This is a genomic window from Pseudomonas cedrina subsp. cedrina, from assembly GCF_001983175.1.
GTDB classification, from domain to species: Bacteria; Pseudomonadota; Gammaproteobacteria; order Pseudomonadales; family Pseudomonadaceae; genus Aquipseudomonas; species Aquipseudomonas cedrina.
In genome coordinates this window covers 61,116-82,368 of the sequence record NZ_MNPW01000017.1, presented here as the reverse complement: position 1 = coordinate 82,368, position 21,253 = coordinate 61,116, and the positions used below count along the sequence as shown (strand labels likewise).

Sequence of the window (21,253 nt, the reverse complement as noted above, 5' to 3'; positions counted from 1 at the left end):
TTATTTCTTCACTTCAGCCGGCGCGCGGCCATAAATGTCGTCGAAGCGCACGATGTCGTCCTCGCCCAGGTACTCGCCGCTCTGCACCTCGATCATCACCAGGTCGATGATGCCGGGGTTGGTCAGGCGGTGTTTGTGCCCGGCGGGGATGTAGGTGGACTCGTTGGCGTTGATCAAAAATTCGCGCTCGCCGTTGGTGATCTGCGCCGCGCCGCTGACCACCACCCAGTGTTCGCTGCGGTGATGGTGCATCTGCAGCGACAGCGACGCCTGGGGCTTGACCACGATGCGCTTGATCTTGAAGCGGCTGCTTTCCTCCAGCACGGTATAGGTGCCCCATGGCCGGGTGACGGTGCGGTGCAGGCTGTACGCCGGATGGTTCTGGCGCTTGAGTTCGGCAACGATGTAGCGCACATCCTGGCTGCGATGGGCGTCGGCTATGAGCAGCGCGTCGGGGGTGTCGACGATGATCAGGTCACGCACGCCCACGGCGCCCAGGACGCGCTTGGGCGAGTCGATGTAGCAGTTGTGCACGTCATGCAAGATCGCTTCGCCATTGACCTGGTTGCCATGGGCGTCGCTGGGGGTGAGCTGGCGCAGGGCTTCCCATGAGCCGATGTCGCTCCAGCCGATGTCGCAAGGCACCACGGCGACCTGCCCGGACTTTTCCATCAAGGCCACGTCGATGGAAATATCCGGCGCGCTGCCGAAGGCGTCCGAATCCAGTTCGCGCTGGCGCGAGGTTTTGTTCTGCAGGCTCTGGCTGTGGTCCAGCGCGGCACGGGCGGCGTCCAGCACATCGGGCGCATGGGTGGCCAACTCGTCTACCAGGGTGCTGGCCTTGAAGCAGAACATGCCGGCATTCCACAGGTGCTTGCCGCCGTCGAGGTAGCCTTGGGCAGTGGCCAGGTCGGGTTTTTCGACGAAGCGTTTGACCCGGTTGCCCGTGCCCAGCGGCTCACCTTGTTCGATATAGCCAAAGCCGGTTTCCGGGTGGTCCGGCTGGATGCCGAAGGTCACCAGGTAGCCGGCTTCGGCCAGGTCGCGGGCCTGGGTGACGGCCTCGGCAAACGCCACTTCATTGAGGACCAAATGGTCGGCGGGCATCACCAGCAACTGCGCGTCGCCGCCGAAATGCTCCTGCACATGCAGCGCCGCCACGGCAATCGCCGCTGCGGTGTTGCGGCCGAACGGCTCCAGCAGCAGGTCCAGGGGCAGGTGGGCCTTGTTGACCAGGCGATAGTCATCCAGGGTGCGAAACAGCAGGTCGCGGTTGGTCACCGTCAACACACTCTCCACCCCAGGCAGCTTGGCGGCGCGCTGGAAGGTTTTTTGCAGCAGGCTCACGCCATCGCGCATGCGCATGAACGGCTTGGGCATGTTCTGCCGGGACACCGGCCACAGCCGCGTGCCCGAACCGCCGGAAATAATGCAGGGAATCAATCCGTTGAGCGTGTTCATCAATAGACTTCCTTGGTGGAAAGGACGGCCGGAACCGTCATGAAGACGATGTACAAGTCAAACCACACCGACCACTTGGAGATGTATTCCAGGTCGTACTCGACACGTTTCTGGATCTTGAACAGGGTGTCGGTCTCGCCCCGGTAACCGTTGATCTGCGCCCAACCGGTGATGCCCGGCTTGACCCGGTGTCGCGAACTGTATTCGCTCACCGCCACTTCAAAGGGAACACCAGCCGCCTTGGTCGCGGTGGCGTGCGGGCGAGGGCCGACCATGGACATGTTGCCCAGCAGCACATTGAACAGCTGCGGCAGCTCATCGATGCTGGTCTTGCGGATGATGCGGCCGACCCGGGTAATGCGCGGGTCCTCGCGGGTGGTCTGGCGCTCGGCGGTGAAGTCGCTCTGGTCGGTGTACATCGAGCGGAACTTGAACACGCGGATTTCGTTGTCGTTGTAGCCGTAGCGGTTCTGCCGGAACAGCACCGGGCCCTTCGAGTCGAGCTTGATCGCGATCGCCGTCGCCAGCATGACCGGTGACAGCGCCACCAGCGCCAGGCTCGCCAGCAGCAGATCCTCGCAGCGTTTGATCACCGGCGACCAGCCGCGCAGCGGCAACTGGGAGGTGTTGAACATCAAAATGCCGCCGACATCGGTGATTTTGCTGTGGCCGTAGCGCAGCGCGGCCATGTCCGGCACCAGCATGACGTTCACCGACAACTGCCGCAGGCGGTTGACCAGCCCGTGGATGCGCTGTTCGGCAGCCCAAGGCAGGCAAATCATCACCTGGTTCACCTGCTGGGCACGGATCAGTTTTTCCAGGTCGCGGGTGTTGCCCAGCAGGGGCAGGTTGCTCAGTTCCTTGGGAATGCGCTCGGTGCGATCGTCGATAAACCCGACCAGGCCAGAACGGATGTCACCGTTGCGCAGCAGGTGATCGGCCACGTGCACGGCGGTGTCGGTAAAACCCAGGATGACCGTGCGTTGCAGGTATTTGCCTTCGCGCATCAGCTTGCGGTACAGGCGCAGCATCAACAGCCGTTCCAGGCAGAACAGCGCCAGGCTGGCGACGTACCACGCCACCAGGTTGCGCGGCGTCAACTGCGGGAACATCTGCAGGATCTGGTACATGAACAGCAGGATGCAAAACGCCGCCGACCAGGCCTTGATCTTGGTTTTCAGGCGCAGCCGGTTGCTGAACAATTCCTCGGAATAGATGCCCAGCGCCTGGAACAGAATGATGGTCAGCGCCGCAAAAAACACCAGCAGACCCAGGAAATGGGTGCGCAGCTCAGGGGCTATCGGGTCCAGGAAAAGCACCAGGACCAGCGGGGGTAAAATGGCCGAGAGGCCATGGATCAACTTGACGAAAACAACAAAGAACTCAACAAAACCGGCGCGTGTTAGAAACAAGCTGTCGACGGGCGACTTCTCTCGCATAAAACATCCCTCATTGCACTCCAGACTTCTCTGTTCGAGTGTTTGTTCATAAACAGCGGGCTGCTTTAGAACCTGGGTCGAACGACTACTTCTGGGTAATACGCAACTTTCCAATCCCAATGCACAATCCAGCTACAGCTATCCATTTGAAGGGATTTTGCGGAGGGCGTGACTAAAGGAGTGTTTGCTGCCTGCGCTCAGTCAACAAATTGACGATGGTGCGCAAGCTGCATGGTATATAGGTTTTGTGATCTTTTTTGCGGCATTTTATTGACATTCCTTGTCCTGGCACTCGGGGGTGGGGGTGTGTTTTTGAGTGTAGGAACAAATGTGAAATTTTTCCTGCTTAAAGAAGAAACCTTTTTTAAAAGCGCGCTCGAAACGGCGTGGGAAGAGACGGCAGTCTCGCACTAAGTGCCCTGCCGCCGGGGGGTTCGCTTGATCAGAAGTTGCCTTTCAAACTCAGCGTAAAATTATTCGGTTCACCGTAGAAGTTGCCCCAGGAGGCTGCGCCGACCGTGTTGTAATAGTTTTTCATCGGACAGGTTGTATGTATCCAGCACAATTTTTTGTCCGCACCGCGCAGGCTGATTAATCTGCAGTTTTCCCGGTGGATGGATTGAGCATGATCGACCTTGCGACCCTGGCGGTTTTTTCCGGTGCGGTGCTGCTGTTGCTGTTATCCCCTGGGCCGAACATGGCCTTTGTCATCAGCCATGGCGTCACCCACGGCTGGCGCGGCGGCGTGGCGTCGGCCTTGGGTATCAGCGTGGCCGACGTGCTGTTGACGGCATTGACGGCCACCGGCGTGACGGCGTTGGTCGCCAGCTGGCCGCCGTCGTTCGACTTGATCCGTTATGCGGGCGTGGTGTACCTGCTGTGGCTGGTGTTCAAAACCTTGCAGAAAAGCCCTGGGATGGACGCGGCGGGTGTCAATCGCGTGCCGTTGGGCCGCGTGTTCCTTCAAGCCATGCTCAACAGCCTGCTCAACCCCAAGGCTTTGCTGTTTTTTGTGGTGTTTTTGCCACAGTTCGTGCGGCCCCAGGCGGGCTCCATCGCGGTGCAGTTGATGCTGCTGGGGGGCGTGCTGACCTTGATTGCAACGGTGTTCCATGGGGTTCTGGGCGTGTTTGGCGGCGCGCTCAGCCGCTGCTTTGCCAGGCGCTCAAACAGCGCCTGGTTGCAGAAGTGGGGCCTGGCGACGGTGCTGACGGTGCTGGCTGTGCGGCTGGCGCTGATGTCCCGCCCCACCTGACGTACACATTCGCCTGGGGTGTTTTGCAGTGTCAACCCAACCGCGCAGCCGCGCGTGCAACGATCTCACCGCGTACCCGACGCGAGTCGGCGCTGCGCTTATTGGCTTCTTCCAGCACATGCCGGGGCGCGGTGTCGGGGCGGCCCGAATTGAACGGCGGCGCCGGGGCATATTCAATCTGCAATTGCACCAGTTGCGCCGCCGCTTCGCTGTACAGCTCCGCCGCCAGGCTCAGGGCAAAATCGATGCCTGCGGTAATGCCGCCGCCGGTCAGCAGGTTGCCGTCACGCACCACGCGCTCCTGCACCGGGATCGCGCCGAGCGGGGCGAGCAGGTCGTGGTAGGCCCAGTGCGTCGTCGCCTTGCGCCCGCGCAGCAAGCCCGCGGCGCCCAGTACCAGCGAGCCGGTGCACACCGACGTCACGTAACGCGCGGTCTGTGCCTGGGTCTTGAGAAAGTCCAGGGTGAGCGGGTCTTCCATCAGCGCGCCGACGCCGGACCCACCGGGCACGCAGATCACATCCAGGCGCGGGCAATCGGCATAGGTCATGGTCGGGGTGAACACCAGGCCGGTGCTGGAGGTGACCGGTGCCAGGTCTTTCCACACCAGGTGCAACTTCACGTCCGGCAGCGAGCCCAGGACGTCATAGGGGCCGGTAAGGTCCAGTTGCTGGATGCCGGGGAACAACACAAAGCCAATCTGCAAGGTCATCAATAGCGCTCCGTCAAAGGGGTGGACGGCTTCACTCTAGGGGCTTAGGCTTTGGCGAATACGCCATTGAGCCCACGAATCGCGCCAATCATGCCCAGAATCGTTCATGTACTCGCTTTCGATAACGCCCAGGTGCTCGATGTCACCGGACCTTTGCAGGTATTCGCCTCCACCAACGACTTGGCGCGCCAACGCGGTGAGCCCTTGCCCTATGCCGTTTCGGTGGTTGCCGCGCAAACGCAGCCGGTGATGACCTCGTCCGGCCTGGCCCTGGTGGCCGAACCGCTGCCTGCCGTCGATGCGCCGTGTGACACCCTGGTGATCGCCGGCGGCTGGGGAGTGTACGGCGCGGCTGAAGACCCGGCGCTGGTGGAGTGGGTGCGTGAAAAAGCCAGGCACACCCGCCGCATGACGTCGGTGTGCACCGGCGCGTTCCTGCTGGCCGCCAGCGGCATGCTCGACGGCTGCCGCGTGGCCACCCACTGGACGCGTTGCGACGAACTGGCGCGCAAGTTTCCTTCGCTGACGGTGGAGTCCAACCCGATCTTCATCCAGCAGGGCGCTGTCTGGACGTCCGCCGGTGTCACCGCTGGCATCGACCTGTGCCTGGCGTTGGTGGAGCAAGACCTGGGCCGCGCCGTGGCCCTGGAGGTGGCGCGGCACCTGGTGGTGTTTCTCAAGCGCCCCGGTGGCCAGTCGCAATTCAGCGTGACCCTGTCCCTGCAAAAAGATGACAGCCGCTTCGCAGAACTCCATGCCTGGATGGCGGAAAACCTGAGCCTGGATCTGAACATCCCGACCCTGGCCGCCCAGGCCGGCATGAGCGAGCGCAGCTTTGTGCGCCACTACCGCGCCGAAACCGGCCAGACCCCGGCGCGAGCGGTCGAATTGATGCGCGTCGAAGCCGCGCGCCGGCAACTGGCTGACAGCACCGCGTCGATCAAGCGTATCGCCGTGCAGTGTGGGTTCGGTTGCGAGGAAACCCTGCGCCGCAGCTTCCTTCGCGCCCTGGACGTTACGCCCCAGGCCTACCGCGAACGCTTTTGCCACCCGGCTTGAACGAAAACGTACACCGCTGAAGCAAGGTGCTATGTTGGCCGACTATCTTGCGCAGTGATCGCCCCCGACTGCACCGCTTTTTCCTTCGCCCCCCCGGCGTAACCCTGCTCATGAAGCCAATGCCTGCGATCAGCGCCGATCCCCTGCGGGACGATTGCGCCAGCGAGCCTATCCACATTCCCGGTTCGATCCAGCCCCATGGGTTGCTGCTGACGCTCAGTGAACCGGCGCTTGTGGTGCTGCAGGCCAGCACCAACGTCAATACCGAGCTGGGCCTGGGCGCCGCGCCGCTGTCCGGTCAGGCGCTGGGCAGTCTGATCGGCGCGCACGCACTGGCTCAGGTGCGCCTGGCGTTGGCGGACCTGGATGCCGATGAAGACGAGTTGCATCAAGTGACGCTCAACGGCAACCTGTTCGACGCGTTGCTGCATCGCCACCAGGGCTTGCTGTTTCTGGAGTTGGAGCGCGCCGTGTCACCCCGGCATGCCGCTGCCCTGCACGTTGCCCGAACCCTGCGCCGCCTGCAGTCGGCGAAGAGCCTCGATGGGCTGTACCAGACCTGCGTCACCGAGATCCGCGCATTGACCGGCTACGACCGCGTCACGCTGTACCGCTTCGAACAGGAGGGGCACGGCAAGGTGATCGGCGAATCCCTGAGTGACGGCATGCAGCCTTACCTGGGCCTATGTTTTCCGGCCTCGGACATCCCGCCCCAGGCCCGCGAGCTTTACCGGCTCAACTGGATCCGTGTGATTCCCGATGCCGCCTACCAGCCGGTGCCGATCTTGCCGGCGCTGCGCCCTGATAACGGTCGCCCGCTCGACCTCAGCTTCGCGGTGCTGCGCAGCGTCTCGCCGGTGCACTGCCTTTATCTGAAAAACATGGGCGTGCGCTCATCCATGAGTATTTCCCTGCTCAAGGACGATCAGCTCTGGGGCCTGATCACCTGCGGTCACCGCGAGCCGTTGCGTGTGCCCCATGAGTTGCGCACGGCCTGCAGCAGCATCGGCCAGTTGCTTTCGATGCAGATCACCTTGCTTCAGGAGCAGGAAGCCCGTCGCCAGCAGCAGGAAAAAACCGTCATGATCGACGCGTTGGCCGACGCCATGGCCGGGGACACGCTTGATGTGATGGAAAGCTTGCTGCCTCATGCGCAAACCCTGTTGGACCTGACTGGCGCCCATGGCCTGGCGATTCTGGTGGAGGAGCGCCTGCACTGCTTCGGGGCCTGCCCGACCGAGGCTGAAATTCGCGCCCTTTACCCCTGGGTGCAGCAACAGGGCAAGGGCGTAGTGTCCAGTCATCAACTGGCTGTGGACTTCCCCGCGGCGGCGGCCTATCAGGCAATCGCCAGCGGCCTGTTGGCCATCCGCCTGCCTAAACCGGTTAACAATGCCGTGATGTGGTTTCGCCCCGAGCTGAAATCCACGGTGAACTGGAGTGGCCAGCCCATCAAGCATCAGGATGCCGGGGCCGGCACCTCAAGCCCGCGGCTGTCGTTTGAACTGTGGAAACAGCAGGTCGATGGCAAGGCGCTGCAATGGTCCGCCTCCGTGCTGCAGGCGGTGGAGAGCCTGCGCCGCCACGCCCTGGAGCTTGACCTGGCGCGCCAGGTGCAGCGCGAGCATGCGGCCGTGCGTGCCCGTGACGAGCTGGTGGCCGTGGTCTCCCACGACCTGCGCAGCCCGTTGACCATCCTGCTGATGCAATGCGGCATGATGCGCAAGCTGGTGCCCGCCGACGACACCAAGGCCAACCTGCGCATGGCCACCGCCATCGAAACCATGCAGAACGCCACATCGCGCATGAACACCTTGCTGGAAGACTTGATCGACATTTCGCGTATCGAGGCCGGGCGCTATCAGGTTGCCTTGCAATCGCTGGAAGTAAACGCGACCCTCGACCAGCTTGGCTTGATGTGGCACCCGCTGGCGGCGGCCAAGGGCATCAACCTGACCTGGCGGGCCCAGCCGGGGCTGCGCGTGCAGGCCGACCCGGAGCGGCTGTTCCAGGTGTTTTCCAACCTGCTCGGCAATGCGCTGAAGTTTACGGACCTGGGCGGCGCGATCGAGGTAATCGCCCAGGCGGCGGACGACCACGTGCTGTTTCGCGTGTGCGATAACGGCGCGGGCATCGGTGCGGCGCAATTGCCCTACATTTTCGAACGCTACTGGACGTCCCGCGAAGGCAACCCCACCGGCAGCGGCCTGGGGTTGTATATCTCCCACGGGATTATCCAGGCGCACGGCGGCACGCTCTGGGCAGAGAGCGTGGCGGGGCAGGGCAGCGTGTTCAGCTTCAGGCTCGCGGCAGCGCCTTAAGCGCCGGCGAGTAGCTCAAGGATGGCCGCCACGGTCACCTGCGGCGCTTCCTGAGGGATATTGTGACCCACGCCCGGCAGGACCTGCCGCCGGTAAAAACCGCTGAACCGTTCCACATCATCATCCACTTCGGGCGGCGGGCCCACGCCATCATCGGCACCGCACAATGAAATGCTCGGTACCGAAATCACCGGCTGCAACGCCAGGGCCTGCTCGATGGCTTCCAGCGCCGGGTCGCCAGGGGCGTACATGAAACGGTGACGATAGGAATGGATCACCACCTCGACAAAATCCGGGTTATCGAACGACGGCGCCGTCTGCCCATACAGCCCCGGTCCTTCGGCCCAGGACGGCGACCACAGCGACCACAGCAAGGCGCAGAGTTCGCGGCGGTTGGCGGTCAACCCATCGACACCGCGCTGGGTATGAAAGTAGTACTGATACCACAATCGATGTTCCGTCGCCGGCGCCCTTGGCTTGGGCGACTGGGCGATATCCTGGATGTTGTAGCCATCCCCGGTCACCAGCCCGCGTACCCGCCCAGGCCATAACGCCGCGACGATACAGGCGGCGCGCCCACCCCAGTCGTACCCGGCGAGGGTCGCCTGCGGAATCGCCAGTGCGTCCATGAATTCCAGCAAATCCTTGGCCAACGCCGCCTGCTGCCCGGAGCGCATTACCTGTGCATCGATAAACCGCGTCGGGCCGTAACCGCGCAGGTATGGCACCAGCACGCGGTAACCACGCCCGGCCAGTACCGGCGCAATCGCGTCATAGCCGCGTGGGTCGTAGGGAAAGCCATGCAGCAGGATCACAGGCTCACCGTCGGTTGGGCCGTGGGCTTCATAAGCCACATCGAGCATGGAGGTGCGCACGTAAAGCAACGGAGCGGTCAGGGTCATGGTAGGCGCTTTCGGTTGGCCAGCGGTGTTGAAACTCTACCGCAAACCCTGACGGGGTGGGGGGCATCATCGATCGTTCCCACGCTCCGCGTGGTAATGCATGCCGTGACGCTCCGCGTCACCTGTCATACATCGAGGGGTCAGCGGGACGCGGAGCGTCCCAGGCGGCATTCCCACGCGGAGCGTAGGAACGATCAGATCCCCTGTGGGAGCGGCGGTGCGACGATTCGACTTGCCCGCGATGGCGGCATCAGGGTTGCCAGGTCGTCTTCTGCCCGCTGAGTTTGCGGTCCAGGAACGTCGCCGCGCTGATCAACGCCAAGTGGCTCAACGCCTGGGGCGTGTTGCCCAGGTGGCGGGCCTGGCTGTCGAACTCTTCGGCATACAAGCCCAGCGGGTTGGCATAGCGCAGCAGTTGTTCGAATTCCAGGTGAGCCTTCTCCACTTGCCCGGCGCGGGCCAGGCATTCGACGTACCAGAACGAACAGGCCGCAAAAGCGCCTTCGGTGCCTTGCAGGCCATCGATCTGGCCCTCGTTGCGGTAGCGATAGACCATGCCGTCGCGCACCAGGTTTTTCTGGATGGCCTGCAAGGTCGACAGCCAGCGCGGATCGGTCGCCGCGACGAAGCGCACCAACGGCATCAGCAGCATCGAGCCGTCGAGCGCGGTGCTGCCGATGTACTGCACGAAGTGCCCGCGTTCTTCGTTCCAGAAGTTACTCCAGATATCGGCGTAGATCGCCTGGCGGGTCTGGTCCCAGCGCGCGAACGGCGCCGGCAGTGAGCGCTTGGACGCCAAGCGGATGGCGCGGTCCAGCGCGACCCAGCACATCAGGCGCGAATGCAGAAAATGATGCTGCTCGCCGCGCATTTCCCAGATGCCCACGTCCTGGGTATTCCAGATTTCACAGACCTGATCGACCACTTCCACGGTGTGTTTCCAGCCCTCGTGGGAGATCGCTTCGCCGTACTTGTTGACCAGGTACACCGCGTCCATCAGCTCGCCGTAGATGTCCAACTGGACCTGGTCGAATGCCTCGTTGCCGATGCGCACGGGCCGGGCACCACCGTGGCCCTTGAAATGGTCAAGCTCGGCTTCAGGCAGCTCCTGGCGACCGTCGATGCCGTACAGGATATTGATCCGGGTCGGCTGGTCGCAGCAGTCACTCACACGGCCCCTGAGCCAGCGCATGTAGCTGTTGGCTTCTTCGACAAAACCCAGGCGCATGAAGGCATAGACGGTGAACGAGGCGTCGCGGATCCAGGTGTACCGGTAATCCCAGTTGCGTTCGCCGCCGAGCGCCTCGGGCAGGCCGAAGGTGGCGGCGGCAATGATCGCGCCGTATTTGCGCGACGTCAGCAGTTTCAGCGCCAGGGCCGAACGGTTGACCATTTCGCGCCAGCGTCCACGGTAGTTCGATTGGGCGATCCAGCCGCGCCAGAACTTCACGGTGTGGGCCAGCGCCAGGTCGGTGCAGCCGCCGTCCACGCGTTGATCCTCCTGGCCGCCCAGGACGAACTCGGCACCTTCTTCCTCGTCCAGGGCGAAGCTCGCCACGGCTGCGCCGTCTTTGACCTGCAACGGGTGGCTGCCAGAGAGGCGCAGGCCCGGTTGGCCTTCGGCACTGAAGCACACCGTGCCGTTGTCGAGGCTGGTGTGGGTAGGCGTGCGCGCGTAATCGTGGCGCACCGCGCAGCGCAGATGAAACTGGGCCTTGCCACTGACGACCCGCACCCTGCGGATCAACAGGGGCAGGTCATCGATTTCCTCACTGACGGCCAGCAGGTCAGTAATCTCCACCACGGCCTGGTCGCTCAGCCAGCGGGTTTGCAGCACATTGGTGTCGGGCAGGTAGATCTGCTCGCGCCGCGCGTTGGGCAGGTCCGGGGTGAGTTGGAAAATGCCGGCCTCGGGGGTGTCCAGCAACGAACAGAAGATCGACGGGCTGTCGAATTCAGGCCAGCAGAAGAAGTCGATGCTGCCTTTATCATTCACCAGTGCGGCGCTGCGCATGTCGCCGATAATGCCATGGGCATCGATGGCACTCTGTGGTTCGTTTTTCAAATCAACCATTGCCACGAAACTCCGGGTAAAGGCTCATGCCGCCATCAATGAACAGCGTGCTGCCCACCACATAATCGGAGGCATCGCTGGCCAGCCATACCACGGCGTTGGCCACGTCCTCCACATCGCCCACGCGTCCGTAGGGAATCAGCTTGAGCAGCTCTTGCTCCGCCGCCCCTTCGGTAGCCGCGCGATTGATTGCGGTGCGTATCGCCCCCGGCGCAATGCCGTTGATGCGGATACGTTGCTCGCTGACTTCCTGGGCGAGGGTGCGCATCAGCATCTCCACGCCGCCTTTGGACGCCGCGTAGTTCGCGTGCCCGGCCCAGGGGATCAACTGGTGCACCGAACTCATGTGGATGATTTTGCCCGCGGCCCGTGACACGCCTTTGCGCACGCCTTGGCGATTGAAGATGCGCACGGCTTCGCGGGCACACAGGAATTGGCCGGTGAGGTTGACGCCGATCACTGTATTCCAGTCGTCCAGGCTCATGTCGACCAGGTTGGCGTCCTTTTGCAGGCCTGAGTTGGCCACCAGGATGTCCAGGTGGCCGAACGCTTCCAGGGCCTGTGCAAACATGCGCTGCACATCAGCTTCCTGGGATACATCGGCACCGATGGCAATCGCCCGGCCGCCGCTGGCATTGATCTGCGCGGCGAGGGCCTCGGCGGGCGCCGCCTTGGCGTTGTAGTTCAGCACTACGGCCGCGCCGGCCTGCGCCAGGGCCTTCGCCGCGCCGGCACCGATTCCGGAACTGGCGCCTGTCACCAGGGCCACTTGTTGCTCCAACGAGATACGCATTGCTCACCCAGCCTTAAATCCGTGAGTTCAAGTAGCTGACTGACGGCGCGCCAGGGAAGTTCAGCCGTGTGAAATTAGCGACTACAACCATGGTGGAAAATGGAATAACAGAACTATAAAAAATAACCATAAGATACTAAAAAACCGTTCAAAAGCGTTTGACAGGCTTTTTCGCCACGTGTCTTATAGGCACACCTCAACCCGCTCCGTTGGTAGTTCGGAAGTCATCGCGGGGCCATTATCAGAGATATGTATGTGCCTCTCGGCCGATCCAAGGGAACTGCCCGTTCGGGTAAAAGCAACTGCCCTGAAGGGGGGGCCTAAGTTAGTCATCTTTGATTGCGACGGCGTACTGGTACAAAGTGAAGAAATCACCCTGTCGGTGTTGATCGCCATGCTTAATACACAGGGCAATACCGTTCTTGATGCGACACGGTTTATCGAACACTTTCGTGGGCGCAAGATTGCTGATTGTTTACGCGAGGCTGAGCAACTTTTAAATGTTCGTCTGGATAATGACTTTGAACAGCACTTTCGCAAGCAGGCATTAGCAGCATTGACACTCGATTTAAAAGCCACCGATGGCATTGTTGAAGTTTTGCAAGCGCTGACGGTGCCCTATTGCGTTGCCTCCAGTGCGCCGCGCGAAAAGATAGAACATTGCTTGCGCCAGGTCGGGCTGTTTTCTTATTTCGAAGGGCAAATATTCAGCTGTTATGAGCTGGGCAGTTGGAAACCTGATCCACTGGTGTTTCTGACGGCCTGTGACTATTACAACGTTGATGTCAGTGAAGCGCTGGTAATTGAAGACAGTGTTACGGGTATTCAGGCGGCTATTGCCGCCAATATCCGCGTGCTGGGCTTGGGGCCGCAGCATCGACATCCGCAGTTGGCCGCCGCTGGCGCACGACCGATTATCGATATACGTGAAATGCTGGCCATTTTTAATTTATCCCAATGACTCAGGGAAGAGGCGTCGTGAATACACTTGGTTACATAGAGCGACTTAAGCACAATGATCCGGGTTCGCAAGTGTGGTGGGATTCATCGCCTGCCGTGTACTTGCCTTACAAACAACACCTGTTGGAAAAATACCCGGCGGCGGCTGCTTATATAGACACGTTGGTGCCGGACGATTTCTGCGCGCCGCAGGGCTTGTGCAGCGTGACGACCAATCCGCGGTTGGTGACGGCCGTCATCCTCGAAAAGCGCGAGTACTGGTCATCGCGTTTCAACCTGGCCAGCCTGTCGCCCCATGAGTTGCGCAAGCAGCTGTACAACGAAGTCATCCTTGAAGGCGCCGCGATGCTTAAATCGCGGTGGGTTCAGTCGGCCCAGGTCGAAGGCTGGATCAGCGCCCAGGTCGACCCGCTGGATGTGCGCTGCACCGAGCGCATGACCGCCAGGGGCCTGGAACTGCAGCGCCTGGCGCCGAACGTGATGGTCAAGGTGCCGGGCAGCCTGGAGGGGTTGGCGACCGTCGAACAGCTGGTGGCTCAGGGCGCGTCGGTGAATATCACCTTCTGCTTTACCGTCGCCCAATTCCAGGCCGGTATCCAGGCCATAGAGCGTGGCATGGCAGCCGCGCGCAGCACGGGCATCGACACCCATTGCTGCAAGTACGTGATCACCTTCATGATCGGGCGTTTCGCCTGCCAGCCCGAATTCGCGCTGCAGGCGGCCGAGCGTGGCCTGGTTCTGAGCGCCGAGGAACTACGCTGGGCCGAACTGATGATCTACCAGCAGATCCAGGAATTGATGGCGGCGTCGCGCGTGCCGGTCAATATCCTGCTCTCGAGCATAAAAGTCGATGTGGACGAACGTGGCAACAAGCAGTGCTGGCACCTGGAAAAGACCGGGCACACGGCGACCTGCTACACCCTGACGCCGGACGTGGTGGAGTTTCTGGTCGAGCGCGAAAGCCACGGCAAGCCGGTGATGCCTGCGCTGCAGGCCCAGAAACCGCCCGTCGCGACCTTCGCGAAGCTGATCCGCATCCCGTATTTCTACGAAGCCTACGTCGCCGACGGCATCGAGCCGTACGACTTCGCCCACCATGAAGCCTTTATCAACGCCTGCAATGAAGCCAACAGCGCGCACCGGCGCCTGGCGGATTACTGCGTGCGGCTCTGCCCGGTGACAAAACCCTTCAAGCGCGCGCTCAACGCATTGCTGGCCGCCGAGTTCGGAGTGATCGCATGAACCGGATGATCGGGTTGTGGGCCCACCCACGTTCGCGTTCCACCGTGCTGGAGCGCGTGTTCATCGAGCGCGGGGATTTCGAGGTCTTCCACGAGCCCTTTGCGCACATGGCATTTTCCAAGGATTCGGCGATTCCTTCGGATGAGTGGGATCACAGTTTGCCCACGACTTATCAGGGCATCAAAGAACATCTGCTGACGGCGCGGGAACGTTCAAACGTCTTTCACAAAGACATGTGTTACCACTGTCTGGATGATTTAAAAATTGATACCCACTTTCTTGCGCAACAGGACAATATCTTTCTTATCCGCGAGCCTGCCCGCAGTATTGTTTCCCATCATCGGGTGCACCCCGATATGCCATTACACGCGATCGGGCATAAAGCGTTGTATGACATATTTTGTGTGGTCACCAAACTGACCGGCAAAGTGCCTTATGTGATTAATGCCGATGATCTGGCCGCAGAGCCGGAACGGGTCATACGTAAACTCTGCGATCACTTGAGTATTGAGTTTCTTCCACAGGCCATGACCTGGAAACGTGAATGTCCGGAACAATGGAAGACGTGGCGTAGTTGGCATGTGGATGCAGAAAACAGCGAGCGAATTATTGCGCCGCCTGAGCAGCCCATCGACACAACGCTGTTCGAGCAGTATCCCAAGTTAAAAGTGATGTACGAATACCACCGAACTTTCTACGCACGCATGAATGAATTCTGCCAATAAGGACTGTTGCATGAAGAAGCTGATTATCACCGGGGCGGCCAACGGCATTGGTCGAGCGACTGTCGAAAGGGCGATTCAACTAGGCTACTTCGTTATCGGTGCCGACAAGGACGCCGAGGGTCTTGAAACGTTGCAAAGTCGCTATGGCGCTGATGTATTCGAGGCACAGAGCGCAGACTTTTCAGAGATGGCCACTATCAAGGGTTTTATTCCCTCACTGTATGAGCGCCATGCCACTATTTACGGGTTGGTCAATAATGCCGGTATCTACCACGGCAAAAGTGTCTACGCCTATAGCGATGAACAAATAGACGAGATTCTCAACGTCAACCTCAAGGCCTTGGTTTACCTGTCCAAGGACTTCGCCGAGCGCGAAATGCAGCATGAAGCGCCGCGCAGCATCGTCAATATCGCCTCGGTGGCCGGTGAAGTGGGCAGCTGCGATGCCCTCTACGGTGCAACCAAGGCGGCGGTGATCGGCCTGACCAAGGCCAACGCCTGGAACTTTGCGCCGTTCGTGCGGGTGAACGCAGTGTCCCCGGCGCTGATCCATGACACCGCGATCTACGACACCATCCCCGACTACCGCCGCGCCGAATATGCCCGCCAGGAAGTCCTCAAGGACCCCATCCTGCCCAGCGCCGTGGCCGAGGTCATTTTGCTGCTGGTGGGCGACGCGTTGCGTCACCTTACCGGCAGGGTGATCCCGGTCGACAACGGAGCCTACCCGCGATGAGCCCGTCGATCCGCAAGAAAAAACTCCTGCTGGTGGGGGCGGGCAACCTGTGCCTGCAGATCCTCAAGATTCTCGGGCCGAAAAACGCCTTTGACTTCGTGGTGCTGGGCCGTGATGAAGAGGCCACGATCCGGCTGTGCAACCTGGTGGCGCTGTCGTGCGCGCAACTCGGGCAGTTCATCAGCATCAAGCCGCTGATTGCCGACCTGACGGATATCGGCAAGGTGGCGCAACGGCTGCGTGAAGAGGCGCCGGATATCCTGGTGAACTGCGCGTCGCTGCAGTCATGGCGAGTGATCACCGGGTTGCCCAAGTTGTCGTTCGAAAAGCTCGACCAGGCGCAGTTCGGCCCCTGGCTGCCGATGCACCTGACGCTGATGCATTGCCTGATGCAGGCAGTGAAGGCCTCCGGCATCACCGCCAAAACCGTCAACGCGGCGTTCCCCGATGCGGTCAATCCGATCCTGGGGCGCATCGGCCTGGCGCCGGATATCGGCGTGGGCAATGTGGCCAATCTGGTTCCTGCGGTGCGTTTTTCCATTGCGCGATTGCTCGAATGTGCGCCCGCCGACGTGCAAGTGCAGCTCTACGCCCAGCATTATTTCAGCCACTACGTGCCGCGCGGTGGCCTGCCGCCGCATGCCAGTTACCGCTTGTTGTACGAGGTGCGCGGCCTGCCGCAGGCGCCCCGACTACCGGCCGAAGCGATCTTCGCTACGGTCAGATCCGAGTTCCGTCGCCTGGGCGGGGTGGACGGGCAGTTTCTTACCGCATGCTCAGCCGTCACGGTGATCGAAGGGCTGTTTTCCCCGACGCCGGTGCTGGTGCATGCGCCAGGTCCCCTCGGGCTTCCGGGAGGGTATCCGGTGTGGCTGCACGACGGGCGCATCCAGGTGCAGTTCTCCGAGGCCTGCCCGCAGGACGAGGCGGTGCGCATCAACACCGTCTGCCAGAGCCAGGACGGCATCGACGCGATCCACTGTGACGGCTCCGTTACCTACAACCCGCAGTGCATGGCCGTCATGCAGTCGATGCTGGGCTATTCCAAAGACACCATGGCTGTCGAGCAAGCCGCCGAGTTTGCCCGCGAGCTGGCGAGCAAGTACCGCTCTTTCAAGAATTCAACCTGGTAGGTGTGTGATGAATCAACTGTCCAGACACAAGCACAACGAAGTCGCCAGTTATGCCACGCAATACTCGAAGAATTTTGTCGAGCGCTGGGATGAATTGATCGACTGGGAAAAACGCAAGGCAGGGGAGGGCGGCTTTTTTGAAAAACTGTTGCGCAAGCACGGCGTGCGCTCGGTCATCGATGTATCCACGGGCAGTGGCTTTCATGCGGTGCAGCTAAAGAAAGCGGGCTTTGACGTGGTCGCCACGGATGGCAGCAGCACCATGTTGACCAAAGCCCGGGCGAACTTTCGCAAAGCTGGCCTGGACATCAAGTCCCATTACCGCGACTGGCAATCACTTGACGCCCAGGAGCTTGGCCAATTCGACGCCGTGGTGTGCCTGGGCAGTTCGCTGTGCCATGTGTTCGAAGCCCACGATCGGTTGAACGTTCTGGCGAGGTTCAAGGCATTGCTCAAGCCGGGTGGCTTGCTGGTGGTGGATCAACGTAATTTCCTGGCGATTCGCGCGGGCAACTTCAAGGCCAGCGGTCACTATTATTACTGCGGTACGAACGCATCCGTCAGCTTGGGGCAGGTCGATGAGCAGGTGTGTGAGTTCATTTATCGCTTTGACAATGAGGAACAGTACACGCTGAAAGTCTACCCGTTGTTGCCGGGCGAGTTGGCCACTGAAATGCTCGCTTGCGGGTTTCGCGCCCACGAGAGCTACGGTGATTTCCAGAGCGTCTACGACATGATGCACTGCGACTTTGTCATTCACACCGCGCTTGCCGAATGAGACGCCGATGATGAGTACACTCGTACACAGCAACACCCGCCCATTGGACAGCGTCGTATTGGCGGTGGTCCTCACAGGCTTCGTGGCCAGCACCTACGGGTTCGGCGTTTACCTGTTCGCCAACCTGGTGGTGGACATGCGCCGCGACATCGGGTTCGACTACACCACGGTGGGCCTGATCACCGGCGGTGCGCAGATCGGCTTCCTGCTGTTTTCCTCGGTGACCAGCTACATCAGCCGGTATTTCGAGGGCTGGAAAATAAGCCTGGCGTCCACGGTGCTGACCTCCCTGGCGCTGCTGGGCCTGAGTGTCAGTCACAGCATCTGGTTGTCGGGCGCGTTGCTGATCCTGCTGGGCGGCTGTTCTGCCTCGGTGTACATCCCGTTGGCGGAAATCGTCGCCAAGGGCTTCAGCCCAGGCAATCGCTCCCGGGTCATGGGGCTGATCTCCAGCGGCACCAGCTATGGCGTGTTTATCAACGGCTTGCTGGTGTCGTTCCTGACCTTGAACGGCGGCTGGCGCTCGATCTGGCTCACCGCCGGCTTGATCTCGGTGGCCTTGTGCGTGGTGGCCTGGTTTCTGTTGCGCAGCCTGGCGGCAAGCCAGGACACCGGCTTTTCCGACGCGCGCGCCACGACGTCCGACAATCAGCAACCCTGGCTCAGCCGCTCGTTGTACCTGACCTGGGGCATCGCCTTTCTCAACGGCATGGCACTTCTACCGTTCCAGACGTACCTGGCGCCGTTCCTTCGCGATGAATTGGGCGTGTCGGTGCGGGACGCCGGGTTTATCTGGACCACGATCGGTGCCGTGGGCATGGCGTCGGGCTTTCTGGTGGGCTGGATCGCCGACAAAGTGGGCGTGCGGGCGTCGCTGGCGATGTGTTTCCTCAGTGCCGGGTTGGCCGCCATCCTGGTGTTTGGTTTCAACAGCCTGCCGTTGTTCTACCTGGCGGCGTTTCTGTTTGCGTTGGCGTTTTACCCCATCTTCGGGCTGGTCCCCAGTTACATCGGGCAAATCGTGCCGGTCAGCCGACTGACCCAGGCCTTCGGCATTGCCAATGTGCTGATCGGCCTGGGCGGGGTGTGCGGCAATTTCCTGGGCGGATTCTCCAAGGACCTGACCGGCTCGTTCTCGACCGTCTACTGGGTGGTTGCGCTGTTGCTGTTCGTGCAATGCCTGATGGTGTTCCTGTTGGGCAAACAGCCTGTTTCGATCAAAAAGGGCGAGCAGCCATGAGCTATTTTCCTGACAGCCCGGGCCAGAACCTGCATGCGTTCGCCTTCAGTCACGGGCGCGCCGAACACTCGCGGATGTCGCAGAAGCCCGTGGTCATCTGGTTGACCGGCATTTCCGCGTCCGGCAAGTCGACCATCGCCGATGCGCTGGACGTCGCGCTGCACAAACAGGGGCGGATGACCGCGATTATCGATGGCGACTCGGTGCGCGGCGGGTTATGCCGCGACTTGGGTTTTACCGACGGCGACCGCGATGAGAATATCCGGCGCGTGGCCGAAGTCGCGCGGTTGATGCTCGACGCGGGACTGGTGGTGATCGTGGCGCTGATTTCACCCTCGTCCGCCAGCCGGCACTGCGCGCGCTCGATTATCGGCAACGAGTGCTTTGTTGAAGTGCACGTCGACGCGCCGTTGGAAACCGCCGAACAACGGGATCCCAAGGGCCTGTATAAAAAAGCCCGCGCAGGCTTGATCAAGAATTTCACCGGTATTGACGCCCGTTATGACGTGCCGGTGTTTCCGGAAGTGCACTTGAATACCCAGGCGCTTTCAGTGGAACGGTCGGTCGAGACCATTCTTGATTGGCTGACGCACAACGACGCTAACAGTTAGCCGTCTGTCTTTGCGCCGGCTTTGCGCCGGGGGCACACTCTGTCTGCCATGGCGAAAAACAAGGTAATCTGCGCCATCGCAGGGAGACCGCGTTTTTTCCGGGAGCAGGCATGACACATTTCACGGGCACCGCAAAATCGATCCGTCTGATTGGCGGGGCCCGGGTATTGGACTTTATCAATACCACCAACGGCCGTCGCCCCGGCACTGCGCTCAAGGTCGTGGAGGAACGACTCACCAGCTTTCGGTTCTTCTTTGAATGGGCACGCCATGCTTCCTTGGTCTCTGCCCAGGAATTTGATGACTACAAGCCGATGGTGTTCGAGTCATCGATGGCCTACCAACCCGACCTGGACCGCATCATTGCGTTCCGGGAATGCCTTTACCGGGTGTTTTATCCGTTGTCGTCAGGCGGCGTCGCGCCCGATGAGTCGTTGCAGCAGATCAACCAGGCGTTTGTGCAAGGTGTCGAGCGGCGCGTGCTGCGTTCCGTCGAGGGTAAGCCCGCCTGGGGGTGGAAGCCTTGTACCACCGCCCAGGAACTGACGGCCATGTTGCTGGGGCGTCTGGCCATAGAGGCTACGCAACTGCTGGTGTCGGGTGATCTGCACGCGTTGCGCAGTTGCGGCGCTACCGACTGCGATTGGGTGTTCCTTGATATTTCGAAGAACAAGCAGCGCAAGTGGTGCCAGATGAGCGTGTGCGGCAGCCGCGAGAAACTCAGCCGTCTCAAGCAGGTGGGCGGCGCAGGATAGCCCACATCGTCAGAGGCTTCCTACCAGGATTCTGGAAGTTTTCAGCCGACGCAGGAACCGTCTCCCACAGTTCTGCCACACAGGATATGTCTGCCTGCGCCGGTTTTCCCGGCGGCTCGAGGTCAGGCACCTGAACACACCGAACCGGAGAACTAGAATGTCGGTATCAGCCTACAATCAGAGCGTCGCGCCGTCCCTCGATAACGCCTCCCTTGGAGACGCCAAGCCCCGTACCGAGCGGTCCGCCGCCGCGTCAACTGTCCAGGTCACGGTAGGCGTCAATTTCAGCTCGCAGTCCGGTCATTGCGGCCCGATCTTCGCAGGCCCGCCGCCGCGTCCGCTTCCGGGCAACCTGCAGCCCAATCCTGGTCCGCCGCCGCGTCCGAACCCGACGCTGCCGGACCCTTACTACTCCAAGCAAAGCAACGAGCAGCTCGCCCAGCGACTTTTGAACAATTACGGCGCGTTCAAGGGCAACTGGTTTTCGCCCAACGTTACGACCCGCAGCTTGCAGAATGTGGCCGACCGACCATTGACCGGTAACCCCTACCAGGACTCGAACATCAAGTTGGCGAAGGAACTGCTGCGGCGCCCCGGATTGCTGCAATCGCTCGACCGCAATGGCAGCACCGGGGCACTGGATGGCCGTTTGACCAAGGACGATATCGCCAGCTTTGTGCGTTCAGACAACCCATTGAAGCTCAGTGACGACCAGCAACTCGTCCAGCAGATGCTGAGTAACTTCAACGCGCTGAAGGGCGGCTACTTCAGCAGCACGATCAAGCTCAGGGATCTCAATGCGCGCGCAATGCAACCGTTGACCGGCAACCCTTACACGGACCATCTCACCCAGTTGTCGAAGGAAGTCCTGGCCCGTTCGGACCTGATGTCGGCGATGGACAATATTATCGGTTGGCAACGCGACGGAAGGATCTCAAGACAGGAGCTATACGCACTGCTCAGGTAGACACCGGTTACGCTCTGCCGCGCACGACGCGGCAGGGGGTGGCGGGGGCTTGCGGCGGGAGTACGCCCACTCACGCAGGAATCGTTGGCG

The 21,253-nt window shown here is 61.1% G+C and carries 19 protein-coding genes; 13 read left to right on the top strand and 6 right to left on the bottom strand.

The window, feature by feature from the left end; all coding sequences use genetic code 11:
• Both BLL36_RS27335 and BLL36_RS27330 read right to left on the bottom strand, forming a co-directional pair.
• Positions 1-1,461 carry a mannose-1-phosphate guanylyltransferase/mannose-6-phosphate isomerase gene (locus BLL36_RS27335; protein ID WP_076954718.1) on the bottom strand — a complete coding sequence of 487 codons (1,461 nt, stop codon included), beginning with the start codon at positions 1,459-1,461 and terminating at the stop codon, positions 1-3.
• Positions 1,461-2,900 (bottom strand): undecaprenyl-phosphate glucose phosphotransferase, encoded by a 1,440-nt coding sequence (locus BLL36_RS27330; RefSeq protein WP_076954717.1) that lies wholly within the window; start codon positions 2,898-2,900, stop codon positions 1,461-1,463. The genes BLL36_RS27335 and BLL36_RS27330 overlap by 1 nt, the downstream gene beginning before the upstream one ends.
• Before the next feature lie 625 nt (positions 2,901-3,525).
• Here BLL36_RS27330 and BLL36_RS27320 point away from each other — a divergent pair.
• Positions 3,526-4,155: a LysE family translocator gene (locus BLL36_RS27320; RefSeq protein ID WP_076954715.1), complete on the top strand. Its 630-nt coding sequence runs from the start codon at positions 3,526-3,528 to the stop codon at positions 4,153-4,155.
• A gap of 31 nt (positions 4,156-4,186) precedes the next feature.
• Here BLL36_RS27320 and inhA read toward each other — a convergent pair whose 3' ends face one another.
• Positions 4,187-4,867, bottom strand: coding sequence for an isonitrile hydratase (gene inhA, locus BLL36_RS27315; protein WP_076954714.1), 681 nt, complete (start codon positions 4,865-4,867; stop codon positions 4,187-4,189).
• A 90-nt stretch (positions 4,868-4,957) separates the two neighbouring features.
• Here inhA and BLL36_RS27310 point away from each other — a divergent pair, with 90 nt between their 5' ends.
• Positions 4,958-5,926: a GlxA family transcriptional regulator gene (locus BLL36_RS27310; protein WP_076954713.1), complete on the top strand. Its 969-nt coding sequence runs from the start codon at positions 4,958-4,960 to the stop codon at positions 5,924-5,926.
• Positions 5,927-6,036: 110 nt separating this feature from the next.
• Positions 6,037-8,247: an ATP-binding protein gene (locus BLL36_RS27305; protein WP_076954712.1), complete on the top strand. Its 2,211-nt coding sequence runs from the start codon at positions 6,037-6,039 to the stop codon at positions 8,245-8,247.
• Here BLL36_RS27305 and BLL36_RS27300 read toward each other — a convergent pair.
• The 3 genes from BLL36_RS27300 to BLL36_RS27290 all read right to left on the bottom strand — a co-directional run bounded on the left by BLL36_RS27300 (position 8,244) and on the right by BLL36_RS27290 (position 12,016).
• Positions 8,244-9,149 carry an alpha/beta fold hydrolase gene (locus BLL36_RS27300; RefSeq protein ID WP_076954711.1) on the bottom strand — a complete coding sequence of 302 codons (906 nt, stop codon included), beginning with the start codon at positions 9,147-9,149 and terminating at the stop codon, positions 8,244-8,246. The genes BLL36_RS27305 and BLL36_RS27300 overlap by 4 nt on opposite strands.
• Before the next feature lie 250 nt (positions 9,150-9,399).
• Entirely contained in the window at positions 9,400-11,223 is a 1,824-nt protein-coding gene (locus tag BLL36_RS27295) for a glycoside hydrolase family 15 protein (RefSeq protein ID WP_076954710.1), read from the bottom strand.
• Positions 11,216-12,016 carry a glucose 1-dehydrogenase gene (locus BLL36_RS27290; RefSeq protein ID WP_076954709.1) on the bottom strand — a complete coding sequence of 267 codons (801 nt, stop codon included), beginning with the start codon at positions 12,014-12,016 and terminating at the stop codon, positions 11,216-11,218. The genes BLL36_RS27295 and BLL36_RS27290 overlap by 8 nt, the downstream gene beginning before the upstream one ends.
• A 253-nt stretch (positions 12,017-12,269) precedes the next feature.
• Here BLL36_RS27290 and BLL36_RS27285 point away from each other — a divergent pair, with 253 nt between their 5' ends.
• The 10 genes from BLL36_RS27285 (at position 12,270) to BLL36_RS31405 (ending at position 21,163) form a co-directional block, all read left to right on the top strand.
• Entirely contained in the window at positions 12,270-12,977 is a 708-nt protein-coding gene (locus BLL36_RS27285; RefSeq protein ID WP_076954708.1) for an HAD family hydrolase, read from the top strand.
• A gap of 17 nt (positions 12,978-12,994) precedes the next feature.
• On the top strand, positions 12,995-14,218 hold the full coding sequence (locus BLL36_RS27280; RefSeq protein WP_076954707.1) for a transaldolase family protein: 1,224 nt from the start codon (positions 12,995-12,997) through the stop codon (positions 14,216-14,218).
• Positions 14,215-14,943 (top strand): sulfotransferase-like domain-containing protein, encoded by a 729-nt coding sequence (locus tag BLL36_RS27275; protein ID WP_076954706.1) that lies wholly within the window; start codon positions 14,215-14,217, stop codon positions 14,941-14,943. The genes BLL36_RS27280 and BLL36_RS27275 overlap by 4 nt, the downstream gene beginning before the upstream one ends.
• A gap of 10 nt (positions 14,944-14,953) precedes the next feature.
• Entirely contained in the window at positions 14,954-15,679 is a 726-nt protein-coding gene (locus BLL36_RS27270) for an SDR family oxidoreductase (protein WP_076954705.1), read from the top strand.
• Positions 15,676-16,812: an SDR family oxidoreductase gene (locus tag BLL36_RS27265; protein WP_076954704.1), complete on the top strand. Its 1,137-nt coding sequence runs from the start codon at positions 15,676-15,678 to the stop codon at positions 16,810-16,812. The genes BLL36_RS27270 and BLL36_RS27265 overlap by 4 nt, the downstream gene beginning before the upstream one ends.
• Before the next feature lie 7 nt (positions 16,813-16,819).
• The gene (locus tag BLL36_RS27260) at positions 16,820-17,590 is read left to right on the top strand and encodes a class I SAM-dependent methyltransferase (protein ID WP_076954703.1); all 771 of its coding nucleotides are present in this window, start codon (positions 16,820-16,822) and stop codon (positions 17,588-17,590) included.
• 10 nt (positions 17,591-17,600) lie between these two features.
• A complete protein-coding gene (locus tag BLL36_RS27255; protein ID WP_076954739.1) occupies positions 17,601-18,830 on the top strand; it encodes an MFS transporter in 1,230 nt (409 codons plus the stop codon).
• On the top strand, positions 18,827-19,441 hold the full coding sequence (gene cysC / locus BLL36_RS27250; protein ID WP_076954702.1) for an adenylyl-sulfate kinase: 615 nt from the start codon (positions 18,827-18,829) through the stop codon (positions 19,439-19,441). The genes BLL36_RS27255 and cysC overlap by 4 nt, the downstream gene beginning before the upstream one ends.
• A gap of 110 nt (positions 19,442-19,551) precedes the next feature.
• On the top strand, positions 19,552-20,196 hold the full coding sequence (locus BLL36_RS27245; protein WP_076954701.1) for a CGNR zinc finger domain-containing protein: 645 nt from the start codon (positions 19,552-19,554) through the stop codon (positions 20,194-20,196).
• Between the two features lie 157 nt (positions 20,197-20,353).
• Entirely contained in the window at positions 20,354-21,163 is an 810-nt protein-coding gene (locus tag BLL36_RS31405) for a hypothetical protein (RefSeq protein WP_231998956.1), read from the top strand.
• Positions 21,164-21,253: the final 90 nt, after the last annotated feature.

Bases quoted from the DNA above. Each gene is read 5' to 3' on its own strand.
- BLL36_RS27335 (WP_076954718.1), bottom strand. From the start codon at position 1,461: ATGAACACGCTCAACGGATTGATTCCCTGCATTATTTCCGGCGGTTCG.
- BLL36_RS27330 (WP_076954717.1), bottom strand. From the start codon at position 2,900: ATGCGAGAGAAGTCGCCCGTCGACAGCTTGTTTCTAACACGCGCCGGT.
- BLL36_RS27320 (WP_076954715.1), top strand. From the start codon at position 3,526: ATGATCGACCTTGCGACCCTGGCGGTTTTTTCCGGTGCGGTGCTGCTG.
- inhA (WP_076954714.1), bottom strand. From the start codon at position 4,867: ATGACCTTGCAGATTGGCTTTGTGTTGTTCCCCGGCATCCAGCAACTG.
- BLL36_RS27310 (WP_076954713.1), top strand. From the start codon at position 4,958: ATGCCCAGAATCGTTCATGTACTCGCTTTCGATAACGCCCAGGTGCTC.
- BLL36_RS27305 (WP_076954712.1), top strand. From the start codon at position 6,037: ATGAAGCCAATGCCTGCGATCAGCGCCGATCCCCTGCGGGACGATTGC.
- BLL36_RS27300 (WP_076954711.1), bottom strand. From the start codon at position 9,149: ATGACCCTGACCGCTCCGTTGCTTTACGTGCGCACCTCCATGCTCGAT.
- BLL36_RS27295 (WP_076954710.1), bottom strand. From the start codon at position 11,223: ATGGTTGATTTGAAAAACGAACCACAGAGTGCCATCGATGCCCATGGC.
- BLL36_RS27290 (WP_076954709.1), bottom strand. From the start codon at position 12,016: ATGCGTATCTCGTTGGAGCAACAAGTGGCCCTGGTGACAGGCGCCAGT.
- BLL36_RS27285 (WP_076954708.1), top strand. From the start codon at position 12,270: ATGTGCCTCTCGGCCGATCCAAGGGAACTGCCCGTTCGGGTAAAAGCA.
- BLL36_RS27275 (WP_076954706.1), top strand. From the start codon at position 14,215: ATGAACCGGATGATCGGGTTGTGGGCCCACCCACGTTCGCGTTCCACC.
- BLL36_RS27270 (WP_076954705.1), top strand. From the start codon at position 14,954: ATGAAGAAGCTGATTATCACCGGGGCGGCCAACGGCATTGGTCGAGCG.
- BLL36_RS27265 (WP_076954704.1), top strand. From the start codon at position 15,676: ATGAGCCCGTCGATCCGCAAGAAAAAACTCCTGCTGGTGGGGGCGGGC.
- BLL36_RS27260 (WP_076954703.1), top strand. From the start codon at position 16,820: ATGAATCAACTGTCCAGACACAAGCACAACGAAGTCGCCAGTTATGCC.
- BLL36_RS27255 (WP_076954739.1), top strand. From the start codon at position 17,601: ATGAGTACACTCGTACACAGCAACACCCGCCCATTGGACAGCGTCGTA.
- cysC (WP_076954702.1), top strand. From the start codon at position 18,827: ATGAGCTATTTTCCTGACAGCCCGGGCCAGAACCTGCATGCGTTCGCC.
- BLL36_RS27245 (WP_076954701.1), top strand. From the start codon at position 19,552: ATGACACATTTCACGGGCACCGCAAAATCGATCCGTCTGATTGGCGGG.
- BLL36_RS31405 (WP_231998956.1), top strand. From the start codon at position 20,354: ATGTCGGTATCAGCCTACAATCAGAGCGTCGCGCCGTCCCTCGATAAC.